The sequence below is a fragment of the Rhodococcus sp. 4CII genome, from assembly GCF_014256275.1.
In the GTDB taxonomy this organism is placed as follows: Bacteria; Actinomycetota; Actinomycetes; order Mycobacteriales; family Mycobacteriaceae; genus Rhodococcus_F; species Rhodococcus_F wratislaviensis_A.
Genome location: NZ_JACCFE010000002.1, coordinates 4805925 through 4830833 on the forward strand (window position 1 = coordinate 4805925; position 24909 = coordinate 4830833).

Here is a 24909-nt window from a genome sequence, read left to right on the forward strand (position 1 = left end):
GAACTTGTGTCGGATGGGAGCACCGCCGGCACCCGCACGCGAGTGGGAAAGCCGTGCCGGACCACGCATTCCCACTCACATCGGGGCGGCCCGGCGGCTTCGGATGGACCGATGCCGCCGGGCGGGGGAGAACTGTGAACGGAGTGTGCCTACTGCGGCATCAGGACGGAGTCGACGAGGTATACCGTGGCGTTGGCGGTCTGGACGCCGCCGCAGATGACGCCGGCGTCGTTGACCTTCAGGTCGTCGCCCGAACCGGTGACGGTGACCGTGCCGCCCTCGACGGTCGGGTGCTGGCCGGCGATGTCACTCGGCGCGATCTGGCCGGGGACGACGTGGTACGTCAGGACCTTGGTGAGCAGGGCCGGATCGGTCTCGAGGGTCTCGATGGTGGCCGGATCGACCTTCGCGAACGCGGCGTCCACCGGTGCGAAGACCGTGAACTGTCCGCTGTTCAGCGTGTCGACGAGGTTGACCTGTGGGTTGAGCTGACCGGACACGGCGGCGGTGAGGGTGGTGAGCAGCGGGTTGTTGGACGCGGCCGTCGCGACCGGGTCCTGCGCCATGCCGCTGACGGAACCGGCGCCGTCCGGCACCGTCTTCGCGTACTCGGCGCAACCGGGGCCCACCAGGTTGGCGGCGGGATCGGCCATCGCGGACGAGGACATCGAACCGGACGACATCGACTCGGACGTCATGGCCGCCGAGCTGCTGCTGCTCGACGAGTCGCTGTCGTCCGACGAACACGCTGCGCCCAGCAGGACCAGGGACGTGCTCGCTGCGACTGCCAGAACTCGTGTGGTGATGTTCATGGAATATTGCCTCTCTCCGGTGTGGGTGCGGATGAGCACCATCGGCAGGCATTCGGAGCGGTCTCCGTGGCGGATGGGTCGAAAAGTTCTTCTTGGATCGACCCATCCGATCCGGAAGTGGCGTCGAATGCCCTGAAAGGGCACAACCGTGAAAGGACCCGAGATGACCCTCTCGAAGGCACGTGGATTCGCCGCCGGACTGTTGACTGTCGTTGCGGCCGCGGTACTGGCGGCGAGCCCGGCACAGGCTCAGCCCGGTGCGCTCGCACCGGTTCCGTCCCTCGATGTCCCGCGATACCTCGGGACGTGGTATCAGTTGGCCGCTGTGCCACAGCCTTTCAATCTGGACTGCGCGCGGGACACGAAGGCGGCGTACGGACTCGTCGACCCGTCGAACGTCAGCGTCGCCAATTCGTGCACCACCTGGACGGGCGGAGCCAACGGCATCACCGGAAATGCTCGGGTCAACGATCCGGTCACCAACGCGCAACTCCACGTGAGTTTCCCGGACGTGCCGTTCCAGAGTTCCGCGGACGGACCCACCAATTACGTGGTCACCTACATCGCCGACGACTACTCGTGGGCGCTCGTCGGCGATCCGGCCCGGGTGTCGGGGTTCGTCCTTTCCCGCACGCCGGCGGTGGACGAGGCGGGGTGGACGCAGATTCGGCAGGTGGTGGAGTCTCGCGGATACAACTCGTGCCTGCTGCTGACGTCTCCGGCCACCGGAGGACGAGAGGGAATTCAGCCGCTCTGCACGGTCTGACGGGCCGCGGAGCCGGTGATGTTCTCCATCATGCCTTTGAATATGATGCCGTGAAAGGGGAGGATGGAGTACCAATACAACCGTCCGGCCAGGCCTTTCGGGAAGAAGATGGCGCGCTGATAGAGCCGGGACCGGTCGGGGTCCACGCGGTGGACGCGCCATTCGAGCCACGCCCCGCCCGGTGCCCGCATCTCGGCGCGCAGCCGGAGCAGCGTTCCCCGTTCGATGCGTTCGACCCGCCAGAAGTCCAGGGGGTCACCGGTGTTGAGCTGTTTCGGGTTCCGGCGTCCGCGGGTGAGCCCGACGCCGCCGACCACGCGGTCGAGCCAGCCGCGCACGGACCAGGCGAGCGGGAACGAGTACCAGCCGTTCTCGCCGCCGATGCTCTCGACGACGCTCCACAGTGTGTCGGCGTCCGCTTCGCAATCCTTCGTGCGTTCGTCGGTGTAGACCACCTCGCCGGCCCAATCGGGGTCGGAGGGGAGTGGGTCGGACGGGGCGCCCACCGGTGACGCGCTGGCCCAGGTCGTTTCGACCTCGCCGTTGTCGATGCGCCGCAACGCCAATCGCACCGCGTCGCGGTACGAGGTCAGGCCCTCCCTCGGCGGCGGGATCACGTCGTCGATGTCGTGTTCGGCGGCGACGGCGTCGTTGTGGAGCGATTCGATCAGTGCCCGCCCGAGTGAACGGGGGATCGGGGTGACCAGTCCGATCCACAGTCCGGCGAGTTTCGGGGTCAGCACCGGGAGGACGAGGATGCGGCGCTGACGCAGTCCGGCGACCTCGGCGTACGTCTGCATCATCTCGCCGTAGCGGATGACGTCGGGACCGCCGATGTCGAAGGTGCGACTGCGCGGCAGGGGCGCCTCGGCCGCGGCGACGAGGTAGTGCAGCACGTCGCGCACCGCGATCGGCTGGATCTTGTTGTTCACCCAGCGTGGAGTGGTCATCACGGGGAGCCGGTTGGTGAGGTGGCGGATCATCTCGAACGAGGCCGAACCGGAACCGATGACGACGCCGGCCTGCAGAACCATTGTGGGAACACCGGAGTCGATGAGAATCTGTCCCACCTGGGTGCGGGAGCGGAGGTGCGGTGAGAGGTCCGCCGACTCGGGATGCAGGCCGCCGAGATAGACGATGCGGCCGACACCGGCCGTGCGCGCCGCCTCGGCCACGTTCTCCGCGCTGATGCGTTCGGCATTCTCGAATTCGTCCGAACCTCCCATCGAATGCACGAGGTAGTACACGACATCCACGTCCGCGAAAGCAGCAGAAAGGGATTGGGGATCGCTCAGATCGCCGCGCGCGATCTCGACGTTCGACGCCCACGGCACGTCGGTCAGTTTTTCGGGTGAACGCACCAGCACCCGCACCCGGTGGCCGGCTGCGGCGAGCCGGGGAGCGAGGCGTCCGCCGATGTATCCGGTGGCGCCGGTGACCAGTACACGTAACTGCGTCATTCCCACACGCTACTCGTCGTTGTGATCGCCTCGCCCGCTATCGGGGCTAAGGTCGGGTCATGGGCATCGTGTATTCGAGCGTGGTCGAGGCCTCGCGGGACGAGTTGTTCGCCTGGCACGCGAGGGCCGGGGCGTTCACCCGGCTGTCACCGCCCTGGCAGCCACTGTCGCTCGCGAAGGAATCCGAATCTCTGGAATCGGGCCGTGCGGAGCTACGGATGCCCGGCGGCCTGACGTGGGTCGCGCAGCACGACGCGAAGGAATACGACCCCCCGCACCGGTTCGTCGACTATTCGGCCGCCCTGCCGCTGCGACTGCTGGTGCCGTGGCGGCACACGCACACGTTCGACGTCGTGTCGGAGGACCGGACCCGGGTCACCGACCGCGTCGACACCGTCGTGCCCGGCCACTTCCTCCGCTCGACGTTCGTCTACCGGCACCGCCAACTCGCCGACGACATCGCCCGGCACCACTGGGCGGCCACGGTCCGGCCGGACCCTCTGACGATCGCGGTCACGGGAAGCTCGGGACTCGTAGGCTCCGCCCTCACCGCGTTCCTGAGCACGGGCGGGCATCGGGTGATCCGGCTCGTGCGCCGCGCCCCCGCCACACCGGACGAGCGTCGCTGGAACCCGGATGCGCCGGCCGCCGACCTGCTCGACGGGGTCGATGCGGTGATCCACCTCGCGGGGGCGTCCATCGCGGGCCGCTTCACCGACGGGCACCGCCGCGCGATCAGGGACAGTCGCATACACCCCACCCGGCGGCTTGCGGAGGTGGCCGCGAAGTCCGGCACGGGACCGAAAATCTTCGTCAGTGCGTCGGCGATCGGCTACTACGGCCCCGACCGCGGCGACGAGGTGCTCCGCGAGCAGGACGAGCGCGGCGACGGGTTCCTCGCCGACGTGGTGGCGGACTGGGAGGACGCAGCGACGCCGGCAACCGACGCGGGCCTGCGAGTGATCCACGTCCGCACCGGGATCGTCCAGTCCACGAGCGGCGGGGTGCTGCGCCTGCAGCGGCCGCTGTTCGAGGTCGGGCTCGGCGGGCGGCTCGGTGCGGGAACACAGTGGCTGTCGTGGATCGACATCGACGATCTGATCGACGTGTACCACCGTGCCGTCGTCGACTCGGAATTGAGCGGCCCGGTGAACGCGGTGGCGCCGAACCCGGTGCGCAACGAGGAGTACACCGCCGTCCTCGCGAGGGTGCTGCACCGCCCGGCGTTTCTTCCGGTGCCCGACTTCGGTCCGAAGCTGCTGCTCGGCGAACAGGGCGCGCGCGAACTCGCCCTGGCCGACCAGCGCGTGACCCCCGGCAAGCTCCTCGCGCGTGGTCACCGGTTCCGGCGTCCCGACCTCGACACGGCGCTGCGCCACCAGCTCGGCCGGTTCACGGACGGGGGGTAGCGGAGCCCGCGTCGTACGCCGCGACGACGCGTTTCGGGGCGGTGAGGCGCCAGGCCTCTTCGACGAGTTCGGCGAGTTCTTCGGCGTCGACGCGGTCGAGGACGACGTCGATCCAGCCCCACCGTCCGAAGAACGGCGCGACCAGGAAGATCTCGGGATCCTCCTGCAACAGTGCCGCCTGCGTTTCCTTCGTCGCCTTGAGGCAGGCGGTGGGGGCGCCGTACCCGACGAGACCGAACATCTTCTTGCGGACACGGAACGTGGGCTGATCGCCCCAGTTGGCGACGACGACCTCGTGGGCCTCCGGCAATGCCAGCATCATCGCGCGAACGTCGTGTTCGGTGGGCATGACAGCTCCTGGGCCGGCGGTCGGTGGTACGGAACATGTATAGCTCCGACCACCGACAGCCTGGACCGCGGGCGCGTCAGACGAAGGCGAATTCGTCTCCGGCGTGGAACTTGGCGAGCGATTCGGACACCGAACGCCGCGACGGCGGGTGGAAGGCGAAGGCGTGGACGGCGGCGGCGAGGTAGCCGATGTCGGAGGACTTGATGAACGCGATCCCGCCGAGCGACTCGACGGCCGCGGCGGACGCGCGGACGAGTGCCTCTCGTATCGCGATGCGCGAGAGCAGCAGTCGCACCGAGATGTCCTGTCCGCGTTCGCCTTCGTCGACGGCGCGGGCGATGTTCTCGATCGCGGCCATCGCGTTCTCCACGTCGGCGGCGGCGCGGACGTAACCCTCGTAGTCGTCCTTGCCCGCCGCGAGCAGACGTTCGAGCAGCGCGCTCGCCGCACCCAGGTAGTTGGCGGTGACCAGCATGCCGAACCACAGGTACCCGGTCATCTCATGCTGTCCGTCGGGGTCGTCGGCCCCGTTGAGGAGGACGAGGTCGGCGGGCACCTCGACGTCTTCGAGGTGTACCTCGTCGCTCTCGGCTCCGGCGAGGATCCAGCTCTCCCAGAACGGTCGCACCGAGATCCCGGGGGTGCCCGCGGGGATCAGCGCGATCGCCCGCTCCCCGGTGTCGACCTCGACGCTGGCGGTGAGCAGGTCCATCGAACTCGACAGGCTGCACGGCTTCTTGCTGCCGTTGACGATGTAGCTCGAGCCCTTCTTCGTGGCGGTCATCGTGGGGATGAACACGCTGCCTCCGGTGACGCCCTCGGAGAATCCGGAGGCGACGATGGCGCGTTGTTCGACCAGGCTCTTGATGAGCGCGCGGTCTTCGTCAGTGGCCTCCTGCGCGAATTCGTTGAGGGTGGCGAGCGACAGATGGTGCATGGTGGTGGCCGCGCCCAGCGAGGGCGACCTGCTCCCGATCGCCCGTTGCACCCGCACGGCCTCCAAGGCGGTGGCCCCGAGCCCGCCGGACTCCTTCGGGATGGTCAGTGCGGTACCGCCTGCGTCCCGGAACCGGCGAATGGCCCCGCTGTCTCTGCCCTCCAGCGTGAGCAGTGGTATCTCGTCCAGATAGGCGGCGAGATCGGGCAGAAAAGACTTCAGCGCTGCGTGTTCACGGGCCATCAATGCGGTCATGACACTCCTCGAATTGTTTCGCGGAAATTCCGGATTCCAGGGATATCCAAAGGGGCATTCGGAGCGATGACCGATCCGGTTTGGTCGGTGACGGGCACCAAACCGGATCCGGCGCCGCTCCGAATCAACTGACAAATCCCGATCATGCACACCGCGAGGAGTTGGTATCGATGGCCTTGAACAAGCTGATCCAGAGGCTGGGTGGCGACGACCGGGTAAATCTACTCCGGGCGGTCCGCGAGTCGGACGTGAGTCCGTACTTCCGCGTGATGGAGTCCGTGACCGCGCCGGTCGTCCAGGTGGAGGGCGCGGACCGGATCATGCTCGGTTCCAACAACTATCTCGGGCTGGCAGATCACCCCGCCATCCGGCAGGGAGCGCAGGACGCACTCGACACGTTCGGCGGTGCCATCACCGGAAGCCGGTTGCTGAACGGCACCATGGACCTGCACCTCGAACTCGAATCGGAGATCGCCGAATGGCACGGCACCGAGGATGCCATGGTATTCACCACCGGTTATCAAACGAATCTCGGCACGATCAGCGCGGTCGCCGGCGTCGGTGACGTCATCGTCGTCGACGCCGCCGCGCACGCCTCGATCCGCGACGGGTGCGCACTCTCCGGTGCCACGGTCCGCAAGTTCCGGCACAACGACGTCGCCGACCTGGAGAGCATCCTCGACGACAAGGCGGACGGTGACGGCGCGGTGCTGGTCGTCGTGGACGGGTTGTATTCGATGGAGGGCGACCTCGCCCCGCTGGATGCGATCTCCGCGTTGTGCGACCGTCACGGTGCGGCCTTGATGGTGGACGAGGCGCACAGTCTCGGCATCTTCGGTGCGCACCGGACCGGTGCCGCAGAACTGCTCGGGATCGACGGCGACACCGACATCCGCATGGCATCGCTGTCCAAGAGTCCCAGCTCCACAGGGGGATTCATCGCGGGGTCCCGGAATCTTCTCGATTCGCTGCGAGTCAATGCCCGGGCCTTCCTGTTCACGACGTCCGGAGTGCCGGCCGCGGTGGGGGCGGCGCTCGCGGCGGTGCGGCTGATCCGCAGCGCGGAGGGTGAGCAGCGGGCGTGGCGCGCACTGGACAACGCCGCGGTCCTGCGGTCCGGGCTCGAGGGAAACGGTCTCGACGTGGGTGCGTTGTCGCCGCTGCCAGGCGGGGGTGAGACGGTGACGCCCATCGTGTCGGTCCACGTCGGGGACGACCTCGAGGCGATGATTCTATGGCGCGCCCTGTTCGACAAGGGTGTGTTCACCAGTGCGGCATTGTATCCCGCCGTCCCCCGGTCGGGTGCGATGCTCCGGCTGTGCGTCATGGCCACCCACACCGACGCCCAGTTGCGGCGGGCGGTGGAAGTGATCTCCGAGACCGTGACGGAGGCCGCGGCGTGATGAAGGTGGCCGTCACCGGGGCGACCAGCGACTTCGGCGCCGCGATTCTTCCTGTCCTGCTGGCTGATCCGGATATCGACACGGTGATCGGGCTCAGCAGGCGACCACTCCCGCTCGAACACCCGAAACTGGAATCCGTCCGGATGGACGTCCGCGACCCGGGCATCGAGGACGTGTTCCGCGGCTGCGAGGCCGTCGTCCACCTGGCGTTCGTCGTGGAGGAGATCCGCGACAAGACCGCAACCCACGACATCAATCTGCGGGGTTCCCGCAACGTGATCGACGCCGCGTACCGCGCCGGCGCGGTACGCGTCGTGATCGCGTCGAGCATCAACGCGTACGGTCCGGAGTTGCGGTCGAAGCCGGTGGACGAGGACGTCTATCCCGCAGGCGATCCCGACCGGTACTACTTCCACGACAAGGCCGAGGTCGAGCACTACGCCGAGTGGTGGCTGCGCAGGCATCCGGGCGAGATGGCGATCTCGATGCTGCGCCCCACCTACATCATCGGCCAGGACTTCTCCAATGACGGTATCGACCAGCTCACCGGCCCGGTCGGTGCGTTTCCGCGGGCCGACGAGGCCGCGTATCAGTTCCTGCACCAGCGCGACATGGCCGACGCGTTCCACCGCGCCGTGAAGCAGGATCTCGTGGGGCCCTTCAACCTCGGACCGAGGGATTGGGTGGGCGTGCGCGAACTCGCCGCCATGCAGGGGCAGCGGATGTTCGACGTGCCCGAACGGCCGGCGGTCGTGGCGGCGAACATCGCGTTCCGGCTCGGGCTCACCGCGTTCTCCGGTCAGTGGGTGACCGCGGGTGAGACCGTCGTCGATTCCACGCGACTCACGAAAGCCACGGGATGGGCACCGACGCTGACGGCCCGGGAATCGGCGGCCGTCATGATCCTGCTGCAGAGAAAGGCGTTGGTGCGCGGGGAGGACGCGCTCGAACGCCGGATCGCCTGCGAGGCGGCGCTGGAGCCGGCATCCGAATTCGTCGGGGTCGACGGCCGCGGGCTCGAGCACGTCCAGATTCCCGCGGCGACTGGAACCGTGCACGCCGAGGTCCACACGGCGCGGTCGGGTGGCGGGGCAAGCGTGGTCCTGCCCGCGCCGCCCGGACTCCATGCGCGATACCTCACGCCCCTCGCGGTGGAATTGGCGGAGAGCGGGGTCGACGTCGTCGTCGTGGATCTGCCCGGGCACGGGTTGAGCACGGGGAAGCGTGGTTACGCGACCACGGCGGGGGTGAAGGATGCGCTCGCGGTTGCCGTCGGATATGCGCGGATCCGGTTCGGTTCCACTCCGCACGTGGCCAGGGTGGGCGACGCCACCGAACGCCGGTCGCGGCCGGGACGCCGGTGGTCGTGGGTCGCCCGTTCGCGGACCCACGTGCCGGTCAACCCGGCGGACGGGTTGCTTCCGCGCCGGCTGCGGTACGAGGGTGGACTCGAACATCTTCGGCACGCGCAATCCGCCCGCGGCGTTGTCGCGCTCACACGCGCCGATCGGGGCGCCTCGTAGAGTTGTCGCCGAGATGTCGTAGGCAGCGAACAGGAGCGAACGATGACCAGTGAAGAACCCGGGCGGAGTGCGGCCGTCGAGGCGGGTCTGGCGGTGCGGCGGGACGTGATGGGGCCCGACTTCGTCGAACGTGCGCTCGACCGGACGGCGGGGACCGACAGCGAGCAGTTGCAGGAGTTCGTCAGCGAGCACGTCTGGGGTGCCGTGTGGAATCGGCCGGGGCTGGACCGCCGCAGCCGCAGCCTCCTCAACCTCGGCATGCTCATTGCGCTGCGCGCGCACGGCGAATTGAAGGGGCATGTGCGGGGCGCGCTGCGAAACGGGCTGACCCGCACCGAGATCGTCGAAGCGGTGATCCACGCGAGCGCCTACTGCGGTGCCCCCGCCGGATTGTCGGCGATGGCGGTGGTGCAGGAGGCGCTCGACGCGGAACTGGGACCGCTGACGTCGCAGGAGTAGATCCCCGAATCAGCCCGTGACGCCGGTGATCTCGTTGGGGGTTTCCGGCAGATCGGTCTGCCCGGACACAGCCCAGGTGTCGAGGTCGATCGTGTGGATCTTCCTGTTCGCGGGATCGGTCACGTAGGCGGTGTGGTCCTGCACGTACAGGGCCGGCCGCGGCGACTGCCACTTGTCCGGCTCGGTCCACACGTCGATGACGTCGACGGTCCGGGTCACGGCCTTGGTGCCCGGGTCGATCACGTGCAGGGCGCCGTCGGTACCGAGGACGAGTGCCTCACCGTGCGGACCGCGTCCGAGCGACCGGAACGTGTAACTGGTGCCGAGGTCGACAAGGGCGAGCTGTCCCGTGACGGTGTCGGTGAGGGAAACCCGTTCGGGGCGTTCGAGTTCGGCGTCAGGTTCGGTCTTGTAGTCGCCGAGCATGATCGGTGAGTCCTCGTCGCCGGCCTGATTGCCGATGCGCCCGTAGGGGTCGGGACTCGTCACCTTCGTGATGACGCCGTCCCGGTAGATCAGCAGGCCGTTCTGGCATCCCACGACCACCGTCTCGTCGGCGGCGACGGCCTCGCCGTGCACACCGGGGCAGTCCTCGTTGCGCGCGATCTCCGTGCGGTCGCGGTCGAGGACGACGATGCCGGTGCGCTCGTCCTCGTTGCCGACGGTGGTGAGCAGGCTGCCGTCGGACAATTCGACGGCCACGCCGTGATGCGCTTCCGGCGTGGTGAACTCGGTGGTGGCGGGCGTGCCGTCGGACAGTCCGGCCGGGTCGAACACGCGCACCAGTCCGGTCCCGTCGTCGAACAGGACGGTCTTTCCGTCGTGCCGGACGACGTGCCCCGGTGTCTTCGCCTCGAACGAGACGTCCGTGAGGGCGGGTTCGGCGGTGTCGAGCGCGGTGAAGCTGTTGCCGGTGCTGACCAGCACGTGCCGGTCGTCGCCGGCGGGGTTGAGCCGGGCGAAGCCGTCCACCTCGGCCGAACCGACCACGTCGAGGCTCGCCGCGTCGAGAATCAGCACGCCGCCGTCGTAGCTCACTGCCAGCCGCGGCGTGGCCGAGTCGGTGGTCGTCGCCTCGGCGGCGCCGGAGTCGGTGGAGCAGGACGTGAGGAGCGCCGCCGAGACTGCCGCGGCAGCAACGGAGGCGGGGAAGTGTGGTCTACGCATAAGGGTCACCCATGAGAAGTACCCGTTATTGCAAACGATTGTCAAAGTCGTAGGTGTGCATGTGGCGATGTGTCGGCTACCGCAGCGCCTGTTCGATCGCGAGCGAATTCGAATCCATCATCTCGATGTATGTTCCTGCGCCCGAGCCGTGTTCACCCAGTGATTCCGTGAACAACGAGACGACGGCGACGGGAACCCGTGCCTCCGAGGCCAGCACCTGCGCGAGCCGATCGGGCTGCGACGAATCGACGAAGATCGCGGGTACTCTCGCCGCGGTGATCGTCGCGGCGAGACCCGAGAGGTCGGACGCGCTGGGCGACGCCAGGGTGGTCCCGCTGGGAACCACCGCCCCGACCGTCTCGAACCCGAAACGCTCTGCCAGGTAACCGAAGACGTGATGGTTGGTCACCAGTTTTCGCCGGTCGGCGGGGACGGCCGCGAGCCGCTCGGTCATCCGGGCGGTGAGTTCGTCGAGTTGCCGGGCGTAGTTCTCGGAGTTCGCGCGGACGCTGCTCTCTTCGATCTCCGGCATGTGATCGAGCACCGCGTCGCGGATCACGGCGACGGCCTCGCGCATGCGGTCCGGGTCGGTCCAGACATGCGGATCCGGGGTGCCCGAGAACTGTCCGGAGCGATACTCGATCGGTCGCACGGCGTCGCCGACCTGCAGGATCGGGATTCCCTCGGAGTGCGCGGCGTCCACGGTTCTGCCGATTCCTCCCTCGAGGCCGAGACCGTTGGAGACGAGGAGGTCGGCGCGTTCCACCCGCGCGGCATCCGACGCCGAGATCTCGTACGAGTGCGGATCGGCGCCTCTCGGCATCAGCACCATCACGTCGGCCTGATCGCCGACGACGTTCTGCACCACGTCGCCGAGAATGTTCGTGGTCACCACCACGACCGGCCCGTCGGCGGCACCCGGGGCGCACGCAGTCACGGACAGCGACGCGAGCGCGGTGAGCAGGGCCGGCGCCAGCAGGCGCCGCATCCGGATCACAGCCCGACCACGCCGAGGGTGGACGCGGCGACGCCGACGTCGAGTGTGCGCGCCACCCGCGCGTCGTCCCGGAAGTCGATCTCGGCCACCGTCTTCGACGCGGGATCCGAGACGTACGCGCGGGTGCCGCCGACGACGACGACCGGCGGAGTCACAGTCGCGTCGTAGGGGGCGGCCAGCACGCGCGACGAGGCGGTTTCCGCGCCGGACGTCGTGTCGTACATGCGGAAGGTGCCGTCCGCGAGGACCGCGAACACGGAGCGGCCGTCGCCCGGCAATGCGACATCCACCACCCGATCCGCGGTTCGGACGTGTGTCCACCCCCGGGTGCGGGAATCGAAGATCAACACCCCGTCGTTGGTGGCGGCCGGTCCCGCCGCGGCGACGTGGATCGGCAGTCCGTCCTGCCCGCGGACCGACGTGGGGCGGGTGGCGGCGTCGATGCCCGCCGGGTACGGAATCTTCTCCGACGTCCAGGCGCCTGCGGTCGTGGTCGCGAGGAACAGTCCGTCGTCGCAGGCGGCCAGCACGTCAGTGTCGGTCACCGCCGCGCCGTGCGTGTTCGGGCAGGCGGTGTCGAACCGCCGCGGGACCTCCCCGTTCCCGGGATTGAACTCGAATCCGGCGGGGCGGGAATCGGTTCCGTACGCGGCCGCACGCGACACCACGACACCGTCGGCGATCGGCAGGGCGACGCCGTGATGCGGGCCGTCCGTCTCCACGACGGTTCCGACGTCGATGCTGTCCTTGCGGAGCGCGGCAAAGTCGATGACGCGGGCGGCGCCGTCGCCGTCGAAGAACGTCGCCACCGCGTCGTCGCCCTCGATCACGTGTGACGGCCCGCCGCCCTCGACGGCGCCGAGTTCGACCGGCGGCTTGGTGTACGAGTGGGTGTGGTCACCGTGGTCGATGGTCCAGGATCCGCCGTCCACCACATGCACGGCGCCGCCGGCACCGTCCACCGCGAACGCGTAGCGGTCCTTCACCGTCGTGATGCGCGCCGGGTTGTCGAACTCGAACGAATGGAGCGTCTCCGCGGTCGCGAGGTCGAGCACGTCCACGCGGCCCGAGTCGGCGTCGGATACGACGAGTCGGGGTTCGGGACCCTCGACCTCCGTCGATCCCGCCTCGGCGGCGAGATCGCTACCCGGTTGGCTCCGGCCACCGGGGGAGGCGGCCTCCTCGTCGGGGGCCGCGCAGGCGCCGAGGGTCAGTACGGCGACCGCGGCTATCGCTGCGCGGGTGGGGGTCGTGTTCGGCATTCGCGTTCTCCATCTATCGAACGGGTACGGGAGTGGGCAGAACGGCAGGTCGCAGGCGTCGCGACGCCGAGCGGGCCAGGGCCGCGGCGAAGAACTGGAGCACGGCGAGTCCGGCGATCGTCGCGCCCGCGGCGGTGTCGGCATTCCACGACACGATCAGCCCCGCGAAAGTGGCGGACCAGCCGAGGAGCACGGCGACGGCCATAGTGGCGCCGATCGACTTGCCGAACAGCGCGGCGGTGGCGGACGGCGCGACGAGGAGTCCGAACACGAGCAGGGTGCCGACGATGCGAAACGACGCGACCACCGCGAGGACCACCAGTGCGAGCAGGGCGAGGTGGGCCCACCGAGGCCGCAGTCCCAAAGTGTGGGCCTTGCGTTCGTCGAATACGAGGGCGACGAACGGGCGGTACGCGAGCACCGAGAGGATCCCGGCGACGGCGGCCGCGGCCGCGAGCCAGATCAGGTCGCCCCGGGTCGCCGACAGGACGTCACCGAACAGGAAGGCGGTGAGATCTACCGCGAACGACCGTGCGCGCGAGACGATCACGACACCGACTGTGAGCATGCCGACGAACAGCAGGCCGATTCCGGTGTCCTCGGACAGTCGCGAGTGCTTCGATACCCAGGCGACGCCGAGGATCATGACGACCGCACTCGCGGCCGCGCCGACGAGGAGATTCGCGCCCGCGAGATAGGCGACGGCCACTCCGGGGAGCATGCCGTGTGAGATGGCCTCGCTCATGAAGGCCATGCCGCGCAACACGACCCAGGTGCCCACGAGTCCGCAGAGCACGGACACCAGCATGCCCGCGAACAGCGCGCGCCGGACGAAGGACACCATCAGGGGATCGAGTAACCACTGCACCCTGCTAATCTAACGATAATGATTGTCGTAAGCGAAATCGCGGTCCGGTATGGCTCGACCCCGGCGTTGGACGGTGTGAGTGTGCGTCTCGCGCCGGGCACCGTCACGGCCGTCGTGGGTCACAACGGTTCGGGGAAGTCGACGCTCCTGCAGTGCCTCGCCGGCATCGTGCGTCCGACGTCGGGACTGATCGACGGCACGAGCCGATTGTCCACGGCGTATGTGCCGCAACGCAATGCGGTGAGCGATCAGCTACCGCTGACCGTGCGGGAGGTGGCGGCCATGGGAGCGTGGCACCGACGCGGAGTGTGGCGGCGGCTCACTCCCGGCGACCGCGATGCCGTCGACGGCGCGTTGACCCGACTCGGTCTCGCCGACCTCGGCAGCCGGCGGATCGGCGCACTGTCGGGTGGGCAGCGTCAGCGCGCGCTGCTCGCGCAGGCGCTCGTGCAACGCGGCGACCTGCTGCTCCTCGACGAGCCGACCACCGGTCTCGACGCGGAGGCCCGCGCCGTGATCGGCGCCGCCGTCGACGAAGAGGCCGCGCGGGGTGCGATCGTCGTCGTGGCGACGCACGACACCGCCGATGCCGCCCGCGCCGACCAGGTGCTGACCCTGTCGTCGGGGGTGGTGCTCAGCCCACTTCGACGATGATGGCAGGCGTCACGCCTGCGCGGCCGCCTTCTCGAGTTCGGCGACGTCGAGTTTGCGCATCTTCAGCATCGCCTGCATGGCGCGCTGCGCCTTCTCCGTGTCCGGGTCGGACAGGAGTTCGAACAGCCGCTCCGGGACCACCTGCCAGGACACTCCGAAACGGTCCTTGACCCAACCGCATTGGCTTTCCTCGCCGCCGTCGGTGAAGGCGTCCCAGTACCTGTCCACTTCTTCCTGATCCGCACACCGGATCTCGAAGGAGATGGCCTCGTCGAACGTGAACTGCGGACCGCCGTTGAGCGCGGTGAACGGCTGTCCGTTGATCTCGAAGGACACCGTCAGCACCTTCCCCTCCGGGCCGGGAGTGTCCGGACCGTAGTGGGTGACCTCGGTGATCCGCGAGTTCGGGAACAGGGACGTGTAGAACTTGGCAGCCTCTTCGCCTTCGGTGTCGAACCAGAGGCAGGGGGTGATGGGTTTCATGGCGCGGTTCCTCTCACAGGTCCTCGTCGATTCATCGTCGCCGATATAGACCACACCTGCGCCCGAAATTCATCGAACCGCTGTCAGGAGTTCAGTGCACCGTCCGGGTGGACGAGATGGCGATCGCTCCGAACAGCCCGACTAGGGCGAATGCATAGAATCCCCACGGGACCGCGTAGCCGGCGCCCAGCAGGACGCCGCCGAGGATGGGTCCGCAGATCGCGCCGACCCGGCCCACCCCGGCCGACCAGCCGAGGGCGGTCGCACGGATCTGCGGCGGGTGGTTGGCGCTCGTGAACGCGTAGACGAGAACCTGTGCGCTGAACACGAAGCAACCGGCGAGGAACACCAGGGCGTAAATGCCGAACGACACCTTGACGCTGAGCAGGGCGAGGAACACCGCAGCGCCCGCGAACCAGATGATGGCCGCCGTGCGCGGACCGATCTTGTTGGCGACGCCGCCCGCGATCAGCAGTCCGACCACCGCGCCGGCATTGAGGATCAGCAGGAACGTCAGCGACGCGCCGAGGTCGTAGCCCGCCTCCCGCATGATCGTCGGCAGCCACGTGTTGAGGCCGTAGACGAGCAGAAGTCCCATGAACGAGGTGACCCAGATGGCGATGCTGTTGCGCAGGAACGGGCGCGAGAAGAGGGCACGCACCGGGTTGGCCGCGCTCGCGACCTTTGCGTCTTCGGTGGGCGCGGGTTCCAGTTCCAGGTCGTACTGCTTCGCGAGGGCCTCGGCCTCGGAGCGCTTGCCGTGTGCCAGCAGGTACGAGGGCGACTCGGGGAGGTAGCGCAGCATCAGCGGAATCAGCACCACCGCGGGCAGGGCGCCGACGACGAACATCGAGCGCCAGCCGAACGGTTCGATCAGGACGATCGCCAGCGCCGCAGTCGCAACGGCACCCACGTGATATCCGGTCATCAGCAGTGTCGAGGCGGAGCCGCCGCCCTGCTTCTTCGAGAATTCGTTGACCAGGGCAAGTGCGGTCGGCAGCGCGCCGCCGAGACCGACACCAGCGAGGAAGCGCAATAGCCCGAAGAGGAACGGGTTGGGCGCGGCCGCGCAGAGGAGCGTGAGGATCGAGAACGCGGCCACCGCGTACAGCAGGGCGCGCCGGCGTCCGATGACGTCGGTGAGCGTGCCGATGACCAGCGCGCCGATTGTCATGCCGACCAGGCCGAACGTCGAGATGAACGTGATCGCGCCCGTAGACAGATTCCAGTCGCTGTACTCGCGGAGCGAGGGAATGACGGCGCCGAGGACGACCAGGTCGAAACCGTCGAGCAGCACGGCCACCCAGCAGAGGGGCGCGACCCAGAGGGCGGTGGAGGCGCGGGCGGCGCTTCGTTGGGAAGTGGTCATGATGTCCTCGACTCGAGCGGTGTTCGCGATGCGAACCCTAGTTCTGTAGGCGCACTTATTGTGTGGTGCGCCATAGTTGCCTGTCAAACATGGCTACTCGACATGGGGGCGGTCCGCCGACCCCGGGCGTCCGCCCACTGTCGCCACAGGTTGGTCAAGAACTGGTAAACCCCGTGTGGATAATCGACCGCGTACCGAGTCGATGAGCCAGGACGGACTGTGAGAACCAACCCCCAGGTGGCTACGAGCCGTCCGCGCCACGCTGCCGCACCGCCGTCCACGGCGAGCGGCTACCGGTACGACCTCGACGGGCTGCGTGGAATCGCGATCGCGCTGGTGGTCGCCTATCACGTGTGGTTCGGGCGAGTGTCCGGCGGCGTCGACATCTTCCTGGTGCTCTCCGGGTTCTTCTTCACCGGCATGCTCGTGCGGCGCCTGGGTGCGGACTCGGGTCCGTCGGTCCCCGCCGTCCTGCGGCGCACCGCCCGCCGGCTGTTGCCCGCACTGGTGGTGGTGTCGGCCGTGACCGCGGTCGTAACCGTGATCCAGCGACCGTTCACGCAGTGGTCGGGGATCGCGGACCAGCTCCTCGCGTCGCTGCTGTACGTGCAGAACTGGCAACTGGCTCGGACGGCAGCCGACTACGCTGCCGCCGACGCGTCGGTCAGCCCGCTGCAGCACCTGTGGTCGATGTCCGTGCAGGGCCAGTTCTATGTGCTCGCCCTCGTGGTCGTCGCGGGCGTGGCCGGGACGTGCCGCCGCCGGATCGGTCTCGTGCGACCCCTGCTCGGCGGCGTACTCGCGGCGGGATTCGTCGGGTCGTTCGTCTATGCCGCGGCGCTGTCACAGGACCGGCAGTCGTGGGCGTATTTCGACACGTTCGCGCGACTGTGGGAACTGCTCGCCGGTGCACTGCTCGCGCTCGTCGTGCACCGGGTCGACCTGCCCCGCGGGTGGCGAGTGGTCCTTGCGGTGTCAGGCTTCGCCGTGGTCCTCGGGTGCGGGTTCCTGATCGACGGCGCCGCCGTGTTCCCCGGGCCGGCGGCCCTGATCCCGGTCGGCGGGGCCGTGGCGCTGATCCTCGCCGGAACCGGCCCGTCCGATCAGCCGGGGATCGTGACGATGCTGGCGTCCCGGCCGTTCGTCGAGCTCGGTGGCCTGGCCTATTCGCTGTACCTGTGGCACTGGCCGATCCTCATCTTCTACCTCACGTGGCGGGAGCGGCCCGCGGTCGGAGCGCTCGGCGGACTCGCGGTGATCCTCGTGTCGCTGACGCTGGCGTGGCTCACGCAGCGGCTGATCGAAGTGCGGTTCCGGGGCGGGGCCCGTCCGGGACGCGCGCTCACGGCGCTGGTCGCGGTCCTCGGTGTCGCCGTCGTCGGCTCGGCGTCCGGCTGGCACGCGTACCTCGTCCGCAACCCGGAGACGACCGCCCGCGTCGGCGACCTCGACCCGTGGCTCTACCCGGGCGCAGCGTCGCTGACGGACGGCGTGTTCGCACCGCGCGCGGACATGCGACCCACCCTGCTCAAGGCGTCGGGCGACCTGCCGCAGCCGACGCTCGACGGCTGCATCTCCGACCTGAGCACCCGCGACGTCGTCACCTGCGCCTACGGCGACGCGTTCGCCGACCGGACGATCGCGGTCGTGGGCAGTTCCCATGCCGAGCACTGGGTGCCCGCGCTCGACCGCATCGGACAGCAGCGTGGCATCCGAGTCGAGACGTACCTCAAGATGGGTGCCCCCTCACCGTCGCGGACGTCCCGCTGCTCGCCGGCGAACCGTATCCCGACTGCGGCGACTGGTCCCGCGACGTCCTGGACCGGCTGCGGGATCACCGTCCGGACTGGGTGTTCTCGACGTCGTCGCGTCCCAACGACGAGGGGGCCGGCGACGTCACGCCCGACGACTACGTGGGCCTGTGGGAGCGGCTCGCCGATTTCGGGCTCCCGTTCCTCGGCATCCGCGATACCCCGTGGCTGCACCACGAGGCCGTCCCGTATTCGGCCGTCGACTGCCTCGCCGACGGCGGCGACGCCGACAGTTGCGGACTGCCGCGCGACGACCTCCTCGCCCCGGACAATCCCACCCTCGAGGCGGCCCGCGACCTGCCGTCGGTGTATCCGCTCGACCTCACGGATGCCGTGTGTGATGTGGCGATCTGCCGTGCGGTGCAAGGGAACATCCTCGTCTACCACGATTCGCATCACCTCTCGGCGACGTACGTTCGCAGCCTCGGCCCGGAACTCGACCGGCAGATCGGCATGGCCACCCGCTGGTGGTGACCGGGATACTGGCGGCATGCCCGAAGACGACCGCAGCATGCTGGGACGTGCCTTCCTGGTGCTGGGGTCGTTCACGTCGGAGCGGCCGCGACTGTCGCAGTCGGAGCTGAGCCGCCGCACCGGACTGCCGCTGCCCACCGTCCATCGGCTGTGCCGTCAACTCGTCGGCAACGGCGCGCTCGAACGCGTCGACGACGGGCACTACGAGATCGGGGTGCGGCTGTGGGAGTTGGGTGCGCTCGCGCCCCGCGCCCACGGACTGCGGCAGGTGGCGTTGCCGTACCTCGAGGACCTGTACGAGGCGACGCGGGAGAATGTCCAACTCGTGGTCCGGGAGGATCTGGAGGCGCTCTACCTCGAGCGGTTGTCGGCGCGCGGTGCCGTGACCGTCGTCGGCAGGGCCGGTGGCCGGTTGCCGCTGCATGCGTCGAGCGGCGGCCTCGTGCTGTTGGCGTTCGGCGGTTCGGATCTGCTCGACGACGTCCTCGCGGCGGGCCTCGAACGCTTCACCCCGTCCACCATCACCACCGAGCATCGCCTGCGCAGCACCCTCGACGACATCCGCCGGACCGGGTGGGTCACGTGCCGTGAACATCTCAATGTCGGAACGCTGGCCGTGGCCGCGCCGGTGTCGCGGTCGACGGGTGAGGTGGTGGCGGCGGTGTCCGTCGTGGTTCCGGCGGAAAAGGATCCCGCGCCTCTGATCCCCGCGGTCGTGGCGGCGGCGCGAGGCATTTCCCGGGGCGTCGCCTAGCTCGTCTTTCACTCAGTGAAAGTGGGGGTGTTGCGGGCCGCTCCTTCGCAGCACAGTGACTGGTGCCACGAACTACGCGAGGAGTCTGCTCATGAACACACAGGTCGGGATCGTCGGCGGGGGTCCCGCAGGACTGATGCTGTCCCATCTCCTGCACCTGAAGGGCATCGATTCCGTCGTGCTCGAAATCCGCACCCGCGAGGAGGTGGAGGGCACCATCCGCGCCGGCGTGCTGGAGCAGAACACCGTCGACCTGATGGTCGACACCGGACTCGGCGACCGCGTCAAGCGCGAGGGACTCACCCATCACGGCATCGAACTGCGATTCGGCGGCCGCGGTCACCGCATCGACTTCGACGAACTGACGAACGGCCGCGCCGTCACCGTCTACCCGCAGCACGAGGTCCTCGAAGACCTCATCGCCAGGCGCCTCGAGGACGGCGGCGACATCCGGTTCGGCGTCTCCGACGTGCAGATCCTCGGTCACACGTCCGACACCCCGAAGATCACGTACGTCGACGCCGACGGCAACGAGCAGACGCTCACCTGCGCGCTCGTCGCCGGCTGCGACGGGTCGCGGACCTCCACCCGCGGACTCATCCCCGAGACCACCGTGCGCACCGACCACTTCCGCCAGTACCCGTTCGCCTGGTTCGGGATCCTCGCCGAGGCCCCGCCCTCGTCGGAGGAACTGATCTACGCCAACCACCCCCGCGGCTTCGCCCTCATCAGCACCCGCACCCCGGACATCCAGCGGCACTACCTGCAGGTCGACCCCGACGATTCCGTCGACAACTGGTCCGACGACCGCATCTGGTCGGAACTGCACGCCCGCGTCGACGGTGAAGGCGCGGAGATCAAGGACGGCAAGATCTTCCAGAAGTCGATCCTCCAGTTCCGCAGCTTCGTGTGCGAGCCCATGCAGCACGGCAACCTCTTCCTCGCCGGCGACGCCGCCCACACCGTGCCGCCCACCGGCGCGAAGGGCATGAACCTGGCGATCGCCGACGTCTACTTCCTGTCCGAGGCGATGGGCGAATACTTCGCCACCCGCAGCCGGGCCGGGCTCGAGGGCTACACCGACACCGTCCTCCCGCGCGTGTGGCGGACCCAGCACTTCTCCTGGTGGATGTCCTCGATGCTGCACCGACTCCCCGACGACACCGGATTCGGCCACAAGCGGCAGGTCGCCGAGCTCGACATGGTCACCCGCTCCGTCGCCGGCCGCACCCTCATCGCCGAGAACTATGTCGGCACCCCTTTGCGCTGACGCGGTCGTGTGCGGACATGACGTCGATGCTAGCGGGCGGGCGTTTTCAAGCCTTCCCGCTCGCCGGCGGGCACGTCCGTGAGAGCGACCGACTCGTCCGCCAACGCGGCGCGGTCGACCTTGCGGCCCCGGGCGATCAGGGTGCGCACGGTCCGGAGATCCTTCGGTCGGCCCACGGCGATGACCCCGACCGGGACGTCCTTGCGCACCGCGATCGCCGTGAAATCGCGATCCGCGATCGAACCGCGGACCACGTAGTCGTCGTCGAAACGGGTCGCGCCGGCGAACTGCACGTTGTGGCCGTATTGGGTGGACCATCCCCACGGGACGTCCGTGAACGGCTGGGGTGTCCCGAGGATCGACCGCGCGGCGGCAATTCCCTGTGCCTGAGCGCCGTTCCAGTGTTCGGAGCGATATCGGTCGCCGCCGCGGACACCGGGGATGTTGGCCGCGTCTCCGGCCGCGTAGACGCCGTCGGCGGAGGTGCGAAACTGCCCGTCGACGGTGATGCCGTTGTGGACGCGCAGTCCCGCCGCGGCCGCGAGCGTCACCTCGGGGACGGTGCCCACCGAGACGAGGACGGTGCCGGCGCTCCAGCAGCGACCGTCGTCCGCAAGGGCGCGCGCGGAGCCGTCGCGCACCTCGAGCGAGGACAGCGCGACATCCGTGCAGACGTCGACGCCGTTCTCGCGGTGCAGCGTGGCGATTCTCGCCGAGACTTCCGGGGGCACAATGCGACCGAGAAGCGACGGGTCTCGTTCGAGAACGGTCACTTCGGCGCCGAGTGACCGCGCCGTGGCAGCGACCTCGCATCCGATCAGACCCCCACCGATCACGAGCAGGGAACCGGTGCGTCGAATCGACGCGCGCAGGGACTCGGCATCGCGCATCGACCGCAGCGTGAAGACATGCGCACCGGAGACGCCGTCGAGGCGGCGCGCCCGGCCGCCGGTCGCGAGCAGCAGAGCACTGTAGTGCAGTGTCTCCCCGGACGCGAGCGTCAGGCGCCGTGTCCGGGTGTCGAGTCCGACGGCCGTTGCGCCGGTGATTAGTTCGATGTCTTGCTCGTTCCAGAACGAGCCGGGCTTCAGTGCGGCCTTCTCCGCGGCCGTGGCACCCGACAGGAGGTCCTTCGACACCGCCGGGCGCCGATACGGCGGTGAGGGTTCGTCTCCGATCAGGACGACGCGCCCGCGGAAACCTTCCGAGCGGAGCGTCTGCGCGGCGCTCGCCCCCGCGATACCCGACCCGACGATGACTACCGTCGACAATTCGGTGGACGGATTCGGCACGGCGCTCACGCCCGGCTGACCTCGACCATATCGAAATCGGCCTTGGCTGCCCCGCAGTCGGGGCATGACCAGTCCTCGGGAATATCATCCCACCTGGTGCCCGGCTCGATACCGTCCTCCGGCCAGCCCTCGGCCTCGTCGTACTCGAATCCGCACTGGGCACAGCGGAAAAGCTTGAAATCGGTACTCATGTCAAGCCACCTTCGTTTCGAAATCGATCTTCTCGCGGACCCCGCAATCAGGGCACGGCCAGTTTTCGGGCACATCGGCCCAAGGGGTGCCGGCTGGGAATCCTTCACGGGGTGCGCCGGACGCTTCGTCGTAGACGTAGTCGCAGACCGGGCACTGGTAGGCGGCCATCACCGAACTCCGCCGTCGTACTCGGCCAGGACCTTCTCGCGCTTGCCGGGTTGGATGTTCACGCGCGTGATGTCGCCGTCGTAGTGGTCGAGCACCCGGTGGTCCATCACCTTGCGCCACAGCGGTGGGAAATACGCGAGCGTGATCATGCTGGCGTATCCGCTGGGCAGATTGGGGGCGCCGTCCATGCTCCGCAGCGTCTGGTACCGCCGCGTCGGGTTCGCGTGATGGTCGCTGTGGCGCTGCAGGTGGTACAGGAAGATGTTGGTCACGATGTGGTCGGAGTTCCAGCTGTGTGCGGGCGCGCAACGCTCGTAGCGGCCACTGGCGGTCTTCTGACGCATCAGGCCGTAGTGCTCGAGGTAGTTGACCGTTTCGAGGAGCGAGAAACCGTAGACGGCCTGGATGACCAGGAACGGGATGACGACCGGACCGAATATCGCGATGAGCGCGCCGAACAGCACCACCGACATGAACCACGCGTTGAGCACGTCGTTGTGAATGCTCCACGTACTCTTGCCGAGTCGCTGCATCCGAGTCTTCTCGAGCTCCCACGACGACTTCAGGCTTCCCCACACGCTGCGGGGCAGGAACGCCCAGAAGCTTTCTCCGAAACGTGAACTCGCCGGGTCCTCGGGTGTCGCGACTCGGACGTGGTGGCCGCGGTTGTGCTCGATGTAGAAGTGGCCGTAAAAGGTCTGGGCGAGAGTGATCTTGGCCAGCCAGCGTTCGAGGTCGGTCTTCTTGTGACCCATCTCGTGGGCGGTGTTGATGCCGATGCCGCCCATGACGGCGACGCTGAACGCGACACCGATCTTCGACACCAGTCCGAGGCCGCCGTCGATGCCGAGCCAGGAGAGGCTGTCCGCCGACCAGAGGTAGCACGCAAACACCAGGCTCGCCAGCTGGAACGGGATGAACACGTAGGTGCAGTACCGGTAGTACCTGTCGTTCTCGAGCTGTTCCATCACTTCCTCGGGCGGGTTCTGGCCGTCGGGTCCGAAGAACCTGTCGAGGATCGGGAGCACGATGAACAGCAACAGCGCACCGATCCACCACCAGACCGGAGCAACCGCCGAACAGCCGAGTTGATGGAACGCCCACACGAGCCCCGCGGCGAGGAACAGCGCGGTCGGGGGTATCAACCCCATCAGCCACAGGTAGCGCTTGCGGTCGCGCCAGGCTTCCGGTGGTGCTTCCTCTGTCGTCCTGCCGATATTCGACGTCGTCACGATCCGAACCTCCTCGTCCAGTCCCTGCGCCGGTATGAACCAGCTCACTCCGGGTTGGACAGTACACGCTTTTCGATCCATGGTCTAGACAAAACGGCTGATTTGTAAATCTAGACGCGGGCAGCGTTCTAACACCGGGGTCGTGCCGATCGATAGACAGTGCGACACCGTTTCACCGTGCGGAGGAGGCCCTCGATGTTCCGCGACCCCGGACTGCCCGACTGGCTCGAATTCGTACTCGGCTTGCTCGGGTACCGCTGGTAGTCGCCTACTCCGGCGTGCCCGAGCGCGCCGCGAACGTCGGCCGTCGCCACGACGGCGAAGAACGGCCCCCACCACGGGTGGCCGGCGAATGCGACGAGCACGCCGGTCGCCGCGAACACGGCGGTCCGGGCACTAGAACCTGTTACATTCGCGGGAGGGGTACTACTTCTGGAACTCGGAGAGAACGCATGAGCTATCGCGTCGTCGAATGGTCCACCGGTACGGTCGGGCGTCATGCCATCGCAGGCATCGACGCCCGCGACGACCTCGAACTGGTCGGCGTGTGGGTGTCCAGCCCGGAGAAGGTCGGGAAAGATGCCGGTGAACTGGCCGGTCTCGGCCGGGAACTCGGGGTGACGGCGACCGACGACAAGGCGGCACTCCTCGCCCTGAAGCCTGACTGCATCGTGCACACCGCGATGACGGACGACCGCATCTTCGACGCGATCGAGGATCTGATTTCGTTCCTCGATGCCGGCATCAACGTCGTGTCGTCGGGTCCGGTTCTGTTGCAGTACCCGATGGGTGTCGTCCCGGACGAACTCGTCGACCGGATTCGCCGTGCCGGCGAGCAGGGCGGGGCGAGCCTCCATGTGAACGGCATCGACCCCGGATTCGCGAACGACGTTCTGCCGCTGGCCATGACGAGCCTGTCGCAGCGGATCGACGAGGTGCGCTGCTCCGAGATCGCCGACTACTCCACCTACTACCAGCCGGTGGTGATGAGTGAGATCTTCGGTTTCGGCAAACCCGTCGAGGAGACGCCGATGCTGTTCCAGCCCGGTGTGCTGTCGCTGGCGTGGGGGAGCGTCGTCCGTCAGATTGCCGCGGGGCTCGGCGTCACGCTCGACGAACCGCTGGTCGAGAAGTTCGAACGCGTCCCCGCCGAGACGGATCTGGACACCCTGTCGTGCCACATCGCGAAGGGGACGGTCGCGGCGGTGCGGTTCGAGGTGATCGGCACCGTCGACGGGGTGCCGCGGGTGGTCCTCGAGCACGTCACCCGCACCCACCCCGAGCAGCAACCGGACTGGCCGAAACCCACCCGCGGCGACGGGTGCTACCGGATCGACATCACGGGTGAGCCGATGATGACCGTCGAGTTCAACCACCACGGCGAGCACGGCGACCACAACGTGTCGGGGATGATCGTCACCGCGATGCGCCTGGTGAATTCGGTCCGTGCCGTGGTCGAGGCGAAACCCGGGCTCGTGACCGCACTCGACCTACCCCTCGTCACCGGCCGCGGGTTGCTCCGGTCGTGAGTACTTGTCAACCG

The 24909-nt window shown here is 68.2% G+C and carries 23 protein-coding genes and 1 pseudogene; 10 read left to right on the forward strand and 14 right to left on the reverse strand.

Annotated features, from left to right (window positions below; genetic code table 11):
- Positions 1-149 precede the first annotated feature (149 nt).
- The gene (locus H0B43_RS22950) at positions 150-812 is read right to left on the reverse strand and encodes a fasciclin domain-containing protein (protein ID WP_185725849.1); all 663 of its coding nucleotides are present in this window, start codon (positions 810-812) and stop codon (positions 150-152) included.
- A 163-nt stretch (positions 813-975) separates the two neighbouring features.
- Here H0B43_RS22950 and H0B43_RS22955 point away from each other — a divergent pair, with 163 nt between their 5' ends.
- Positions 976-1578 carry a lipocalin family protein gene (locus tag H0B43_RS22955; protein ID WP_185725848.1) on the forward strand — a complete coding sequence of 201 codons (603 nt, stop codon included), beginning with the start codon at positions 976-978 and terminating at the stop codon, positions 1576-1578.
- Here H0B43_RS22955 and H0B43_RS22960 read toward each other — a convergent pair.
- Complete coding sequence (locus tag H0B43_RS22960) at positions 1557-3038, reverse strand: SDR family oxidoreductase (RefSeq protein ID WP_185725847.1); 1482 nt, start codon at positions 3036-3038, stop codon at positions 1557-1559. The genes H0B43_RS22955 and H0B43_RS22960 overlap by 22 nt on opposite strands.
- Before the next feature lie 59 nt (positions 3039-3097).
- Between H0B43_RS22960 and H0B43_RS22965 the strand changes: the two genes are divergently transcribed.
- Positions 3098-4447 (forward strand): TIGR01777 family oxidoreductase, encoded by a 1350-nt coding sequence (locus H0B43_RS22965; RefSeq protein ID WP_185725846.1) that lies wholly within the window; start codon positions 3098-3100, stop codon positions 4445-4447.
- Here H0B43_RS22965 and H0B43_RS22970 read toward each other — a convergent pair.
- Both H0B43_RS22970 and H0B43_RS22975 read right to left on the reverse strand, forming a co-directional pair.
- Positions 4431-4796: an MmcQ/YjbR family DNA-binding protein gene (locus H0B43_RS22970; protein WP_185725845.1), complete on the reverse strand. Its 366-nt coding sequence runs from the start codon at positions 4794-4796 to the stop codon at positions 4431-4433. The two genes, H0B43_RS22965 and H0B43_RS22970, sit on opposite strands and share 17 nt — an antisense overlap.
- Before the next feature lie 76 nt (positions 4797-4872).
- On the reverse strand, positions 4873-5988 hold the full coding sequence (locus tag H0B43_RS22975) for an acyl-CoA dehydrogenase family protein (RefSeq protein WP_185725844.1): 1116 nt from the start codon (positions 5986-5988) through the stop codon (positions 4873-4875).
- 170 nt (positions 5989-6158) lie between these two features.
- Between H0B43_RS22975 and H0B43_RS22980 the strand changes: the two genes are divergently transcribed.
- The 3 genes from H0B43_RS22980 to H0B43_RS22990 are packed head-to-tail and all read left to right on the forward strand — an operon-like array spanning position 6159 to position 9373.
- Complete coding sequence (locus H0B43_RS22980) at positions 6159-7391, forward strand: pyridoxal phosphate-dependent aminotransferase family protein (protein ID WP_185725843.1); 1233 nt, start codon at positions 6159-6161, stop codon at positions 7389-7391.
- Complete coding sequence (locus H0B43_RS22985; protein WP_185729828.1) at positions 7391-8914, forward strand: NAD-dependent epimerase/dehydratase family protein; 1524 nt, start codon at positions 7391-7393, stop codon at positions 8912-8914. The genes H0B43_RS22980 and H0B43_RS22985 overlap by 1 nt, the downstream gene beginning before the upstream one ends.
- A 42-nt stretch (positions 8915-8956) precedes the next feature.
- Entirely contained in the window at positions 8957-9373 is a 417-nt protein-coding gene (locus tag H0B43_RS22990) for a carboxymuconolactone decarboxylase family protein (RefSeq protein ID WP_185725842.1), read from the forward strand.
- Positions 9374-9382: 9 nt separating this feature from the next.
- On the opposite strand, the gene aztD is transcribed toward H0B43_RS22990, so the two are convergent.
- The 4 genes from aztD to aztB form a co-directional block, all read right to left on the reverse strand.
- A complete protein-coding gene (gene aztD / locus H0B43_RS22995) occupies positions 9383-10540 on the reverse strand; it encodes a zinc metallochaperone AztD (protein ID WP_185725841.1) in 1158 nt (385 codons plus the stop codon).
- A 76-nt stretch (positions 10541-10616) separates the two neighbouring features.
- Positions 10617-11528: a zinc ABC transporter substrate-binding protein AztC gene (aztC, locus tag H0B43_RS23000; RefSeq protein WP_185725840.1), complete on the reverse strand. Its 912-nt coding sequence runs from the start codon at positions 11526-11528 to the stop codon at positions 10617-10619.
- Between the two features lie 5 nt (positions 11529-11533).
- A complete protein-coding gene (locus tag H0B43_RS23005) occupies positions 11534-12799 on the reverse strand; it encodes an ABC transporter (RefSeq protein ID WP_185725839.1) in 1266 nt (421 codons plus the stop codon).
- 13 nt (positions 12800-12812) lie between these two features.
- Positions 12813-13667, reverse strand: a complete 855-nt coding sequence (gene aztB / locus H0B43_RS23010; protein WP_185725838.1) for a zinc ABC transporter permease AztB — start codon at positions 13665-13667, stop codon at positions 12813-12815.
- An 18-nt stretch (positions 13668-13685) separates the two neighbouring features.
- Between aztB and aztA the strand changes: the two genes are divergently transcribed.
- On the forward strand, positions 13686-14321 hold the full coding sequence (gene aztA / locus H0B43_RS23015) for a zinc ABC transporter ATP-binding protein AztA (protein ID WP_185725837.1): 636 nt from the start codon (positions 13686-13688) through the stop codon (positions 14319-14321).
- A gap of 9 nt (positions 14322-14330) precedes the next feature.
- On the opposite strand, the gene H0B43_RS23020 is transcribed toward aztA, so the two are convergent.
- Both H0B43_RS23020 and H0B43_RS23025 read right to left on the reverse strand, forming a co-directional pair.
- Positions 14331-14804, reverse strand: coding sequence for a VOC family protein (locus H0B43_RS23020; protein ID WP_185725836.1), 474 nt, complete (start codon positions 14802-14804; stop codon positions 14331-14333).
- 91 nt (positions 14805-14895) lie between these two features.
- The gene (locus H0B43_RS23025) at positions 14896-16173 is read right to left on the reverse strand and encodes an aromatic acid/H+ symport family MFS transporter (RefSeq protein WP_185725835.1); all 1278 of its coding nucleotides are present in this window, start codon (positions 16171-16173) and stop codon (positions 14896-14898) included.
- A 219-nt stretch (positions 16174-16392) separates the two neighbouring features.
- Here H0B43_RS23025 and H0B43_RS23030 point away from each other — a divergent pair.
- From H0B43_RS23030 to H0B43_RS23040, 3 genes and pseudogenes are all read left to right on the forward strand, one after another.
- Positions 16393-18458: pseudogene (locus tag H0B43_RS23030) on the forward strand (acyltransferase family protein).
- A gap of 37 nt (positions 18459-18495) precedes the next feature.
- Entirely contained in the window at positions 18496-19212 is a 717-nt protein-coding gene (locus H0B43_RS23035) for an IclR family transcriptional regulator (protein ID WP_252190045.1), read from the forward strand.
- 91 nt (positions 19213-19303) lie between these two features.
- The gene (locus H0B43_RS23040) at positions 19304-20482 is read left to right on the forward strand and encodes a 4-hydroxybenzoate 3-monooxygenase (RefSeq protein ID WP_185725833.1); all 1179 of its coding nucleotides are present in this window, start codon (positions 19304-19306) and stop codon (positions 20480-20482) included.
- A 29-nt stretch (positions 20483-20511) separates the two neighbouring features.
- On the opposite strand, the gene H0B43_RS23045 is transcribed toward H0B43_RS23040, so the two are convergent.
- The 4 genes from H0B43_RS23045 to H0B43_RS23060 are packed head-to-tail and all read right to left on the reverse strand — an operon-like array spanning position 20512 to position 23366.
- A complete protein-coding gene (locus H0B43_RS23045; protein WP_185725832.1) occupies positions 20512-21783 on the reverse strand; it encodes an FAD-dependent oxidoreductase in 1272 nt (423 codons plus the stop codon).
- Positions 21780-21965 (reverse strand): rubredoxin, encoded by a 186-nt coding sequence (locus H0B43_RS23050; RefSeq protein WP_185725831.1) that lies wholly within the window; start codon positions 21963-21965, stop codon positions 21780-21782. Before H0B43_RS23050 ends, H0B43_RS23045 begins: the two co-directional genes overlap by 4 nt.
- 1 nt (position 21966) lies before the next feature.
- On the reverse strand, positions 21967-22134 hold the full coding sequence (locus H0B43_RS23055; RefSeq protein ID WP_185725830.1) for a rubredoxin: 168 nt from the start codon (positions 22132-22134) through the stop codon (positions 21967-21969).
- Positions 22134-23366: an alkane 1-monooxygenase gene (locus H0B43_RS23060; RefSeq protein WP_185725829.1), complete on the reverse strand. Its 1233-nt coding sequence runs from the start codon at positions 23364-23366 to the stop codon at positions 22134-22136. The genes H0B43_RS23055 and H0B43_RS23060 overlap by 1 nt, the downstream gene beginning before the upstream one ends.
- Positions 23367-23818: 452 nt before the next feature.
- On the opposite strand from H0B43_RS23060, the gene H0B43_RS23065 reads away from it, so the two are divergent.
- A complete protein-coding gene (locus H0B43_RS23065; protein ID WP_185725828.1) occupies positions 23819-24895 on the forward strand; it encodes a diacylglycerol kinase in 1077 nt (358 codons plus the stop codon).
- Positions 24896-24909: the final 14 nt, after the last annotated feature.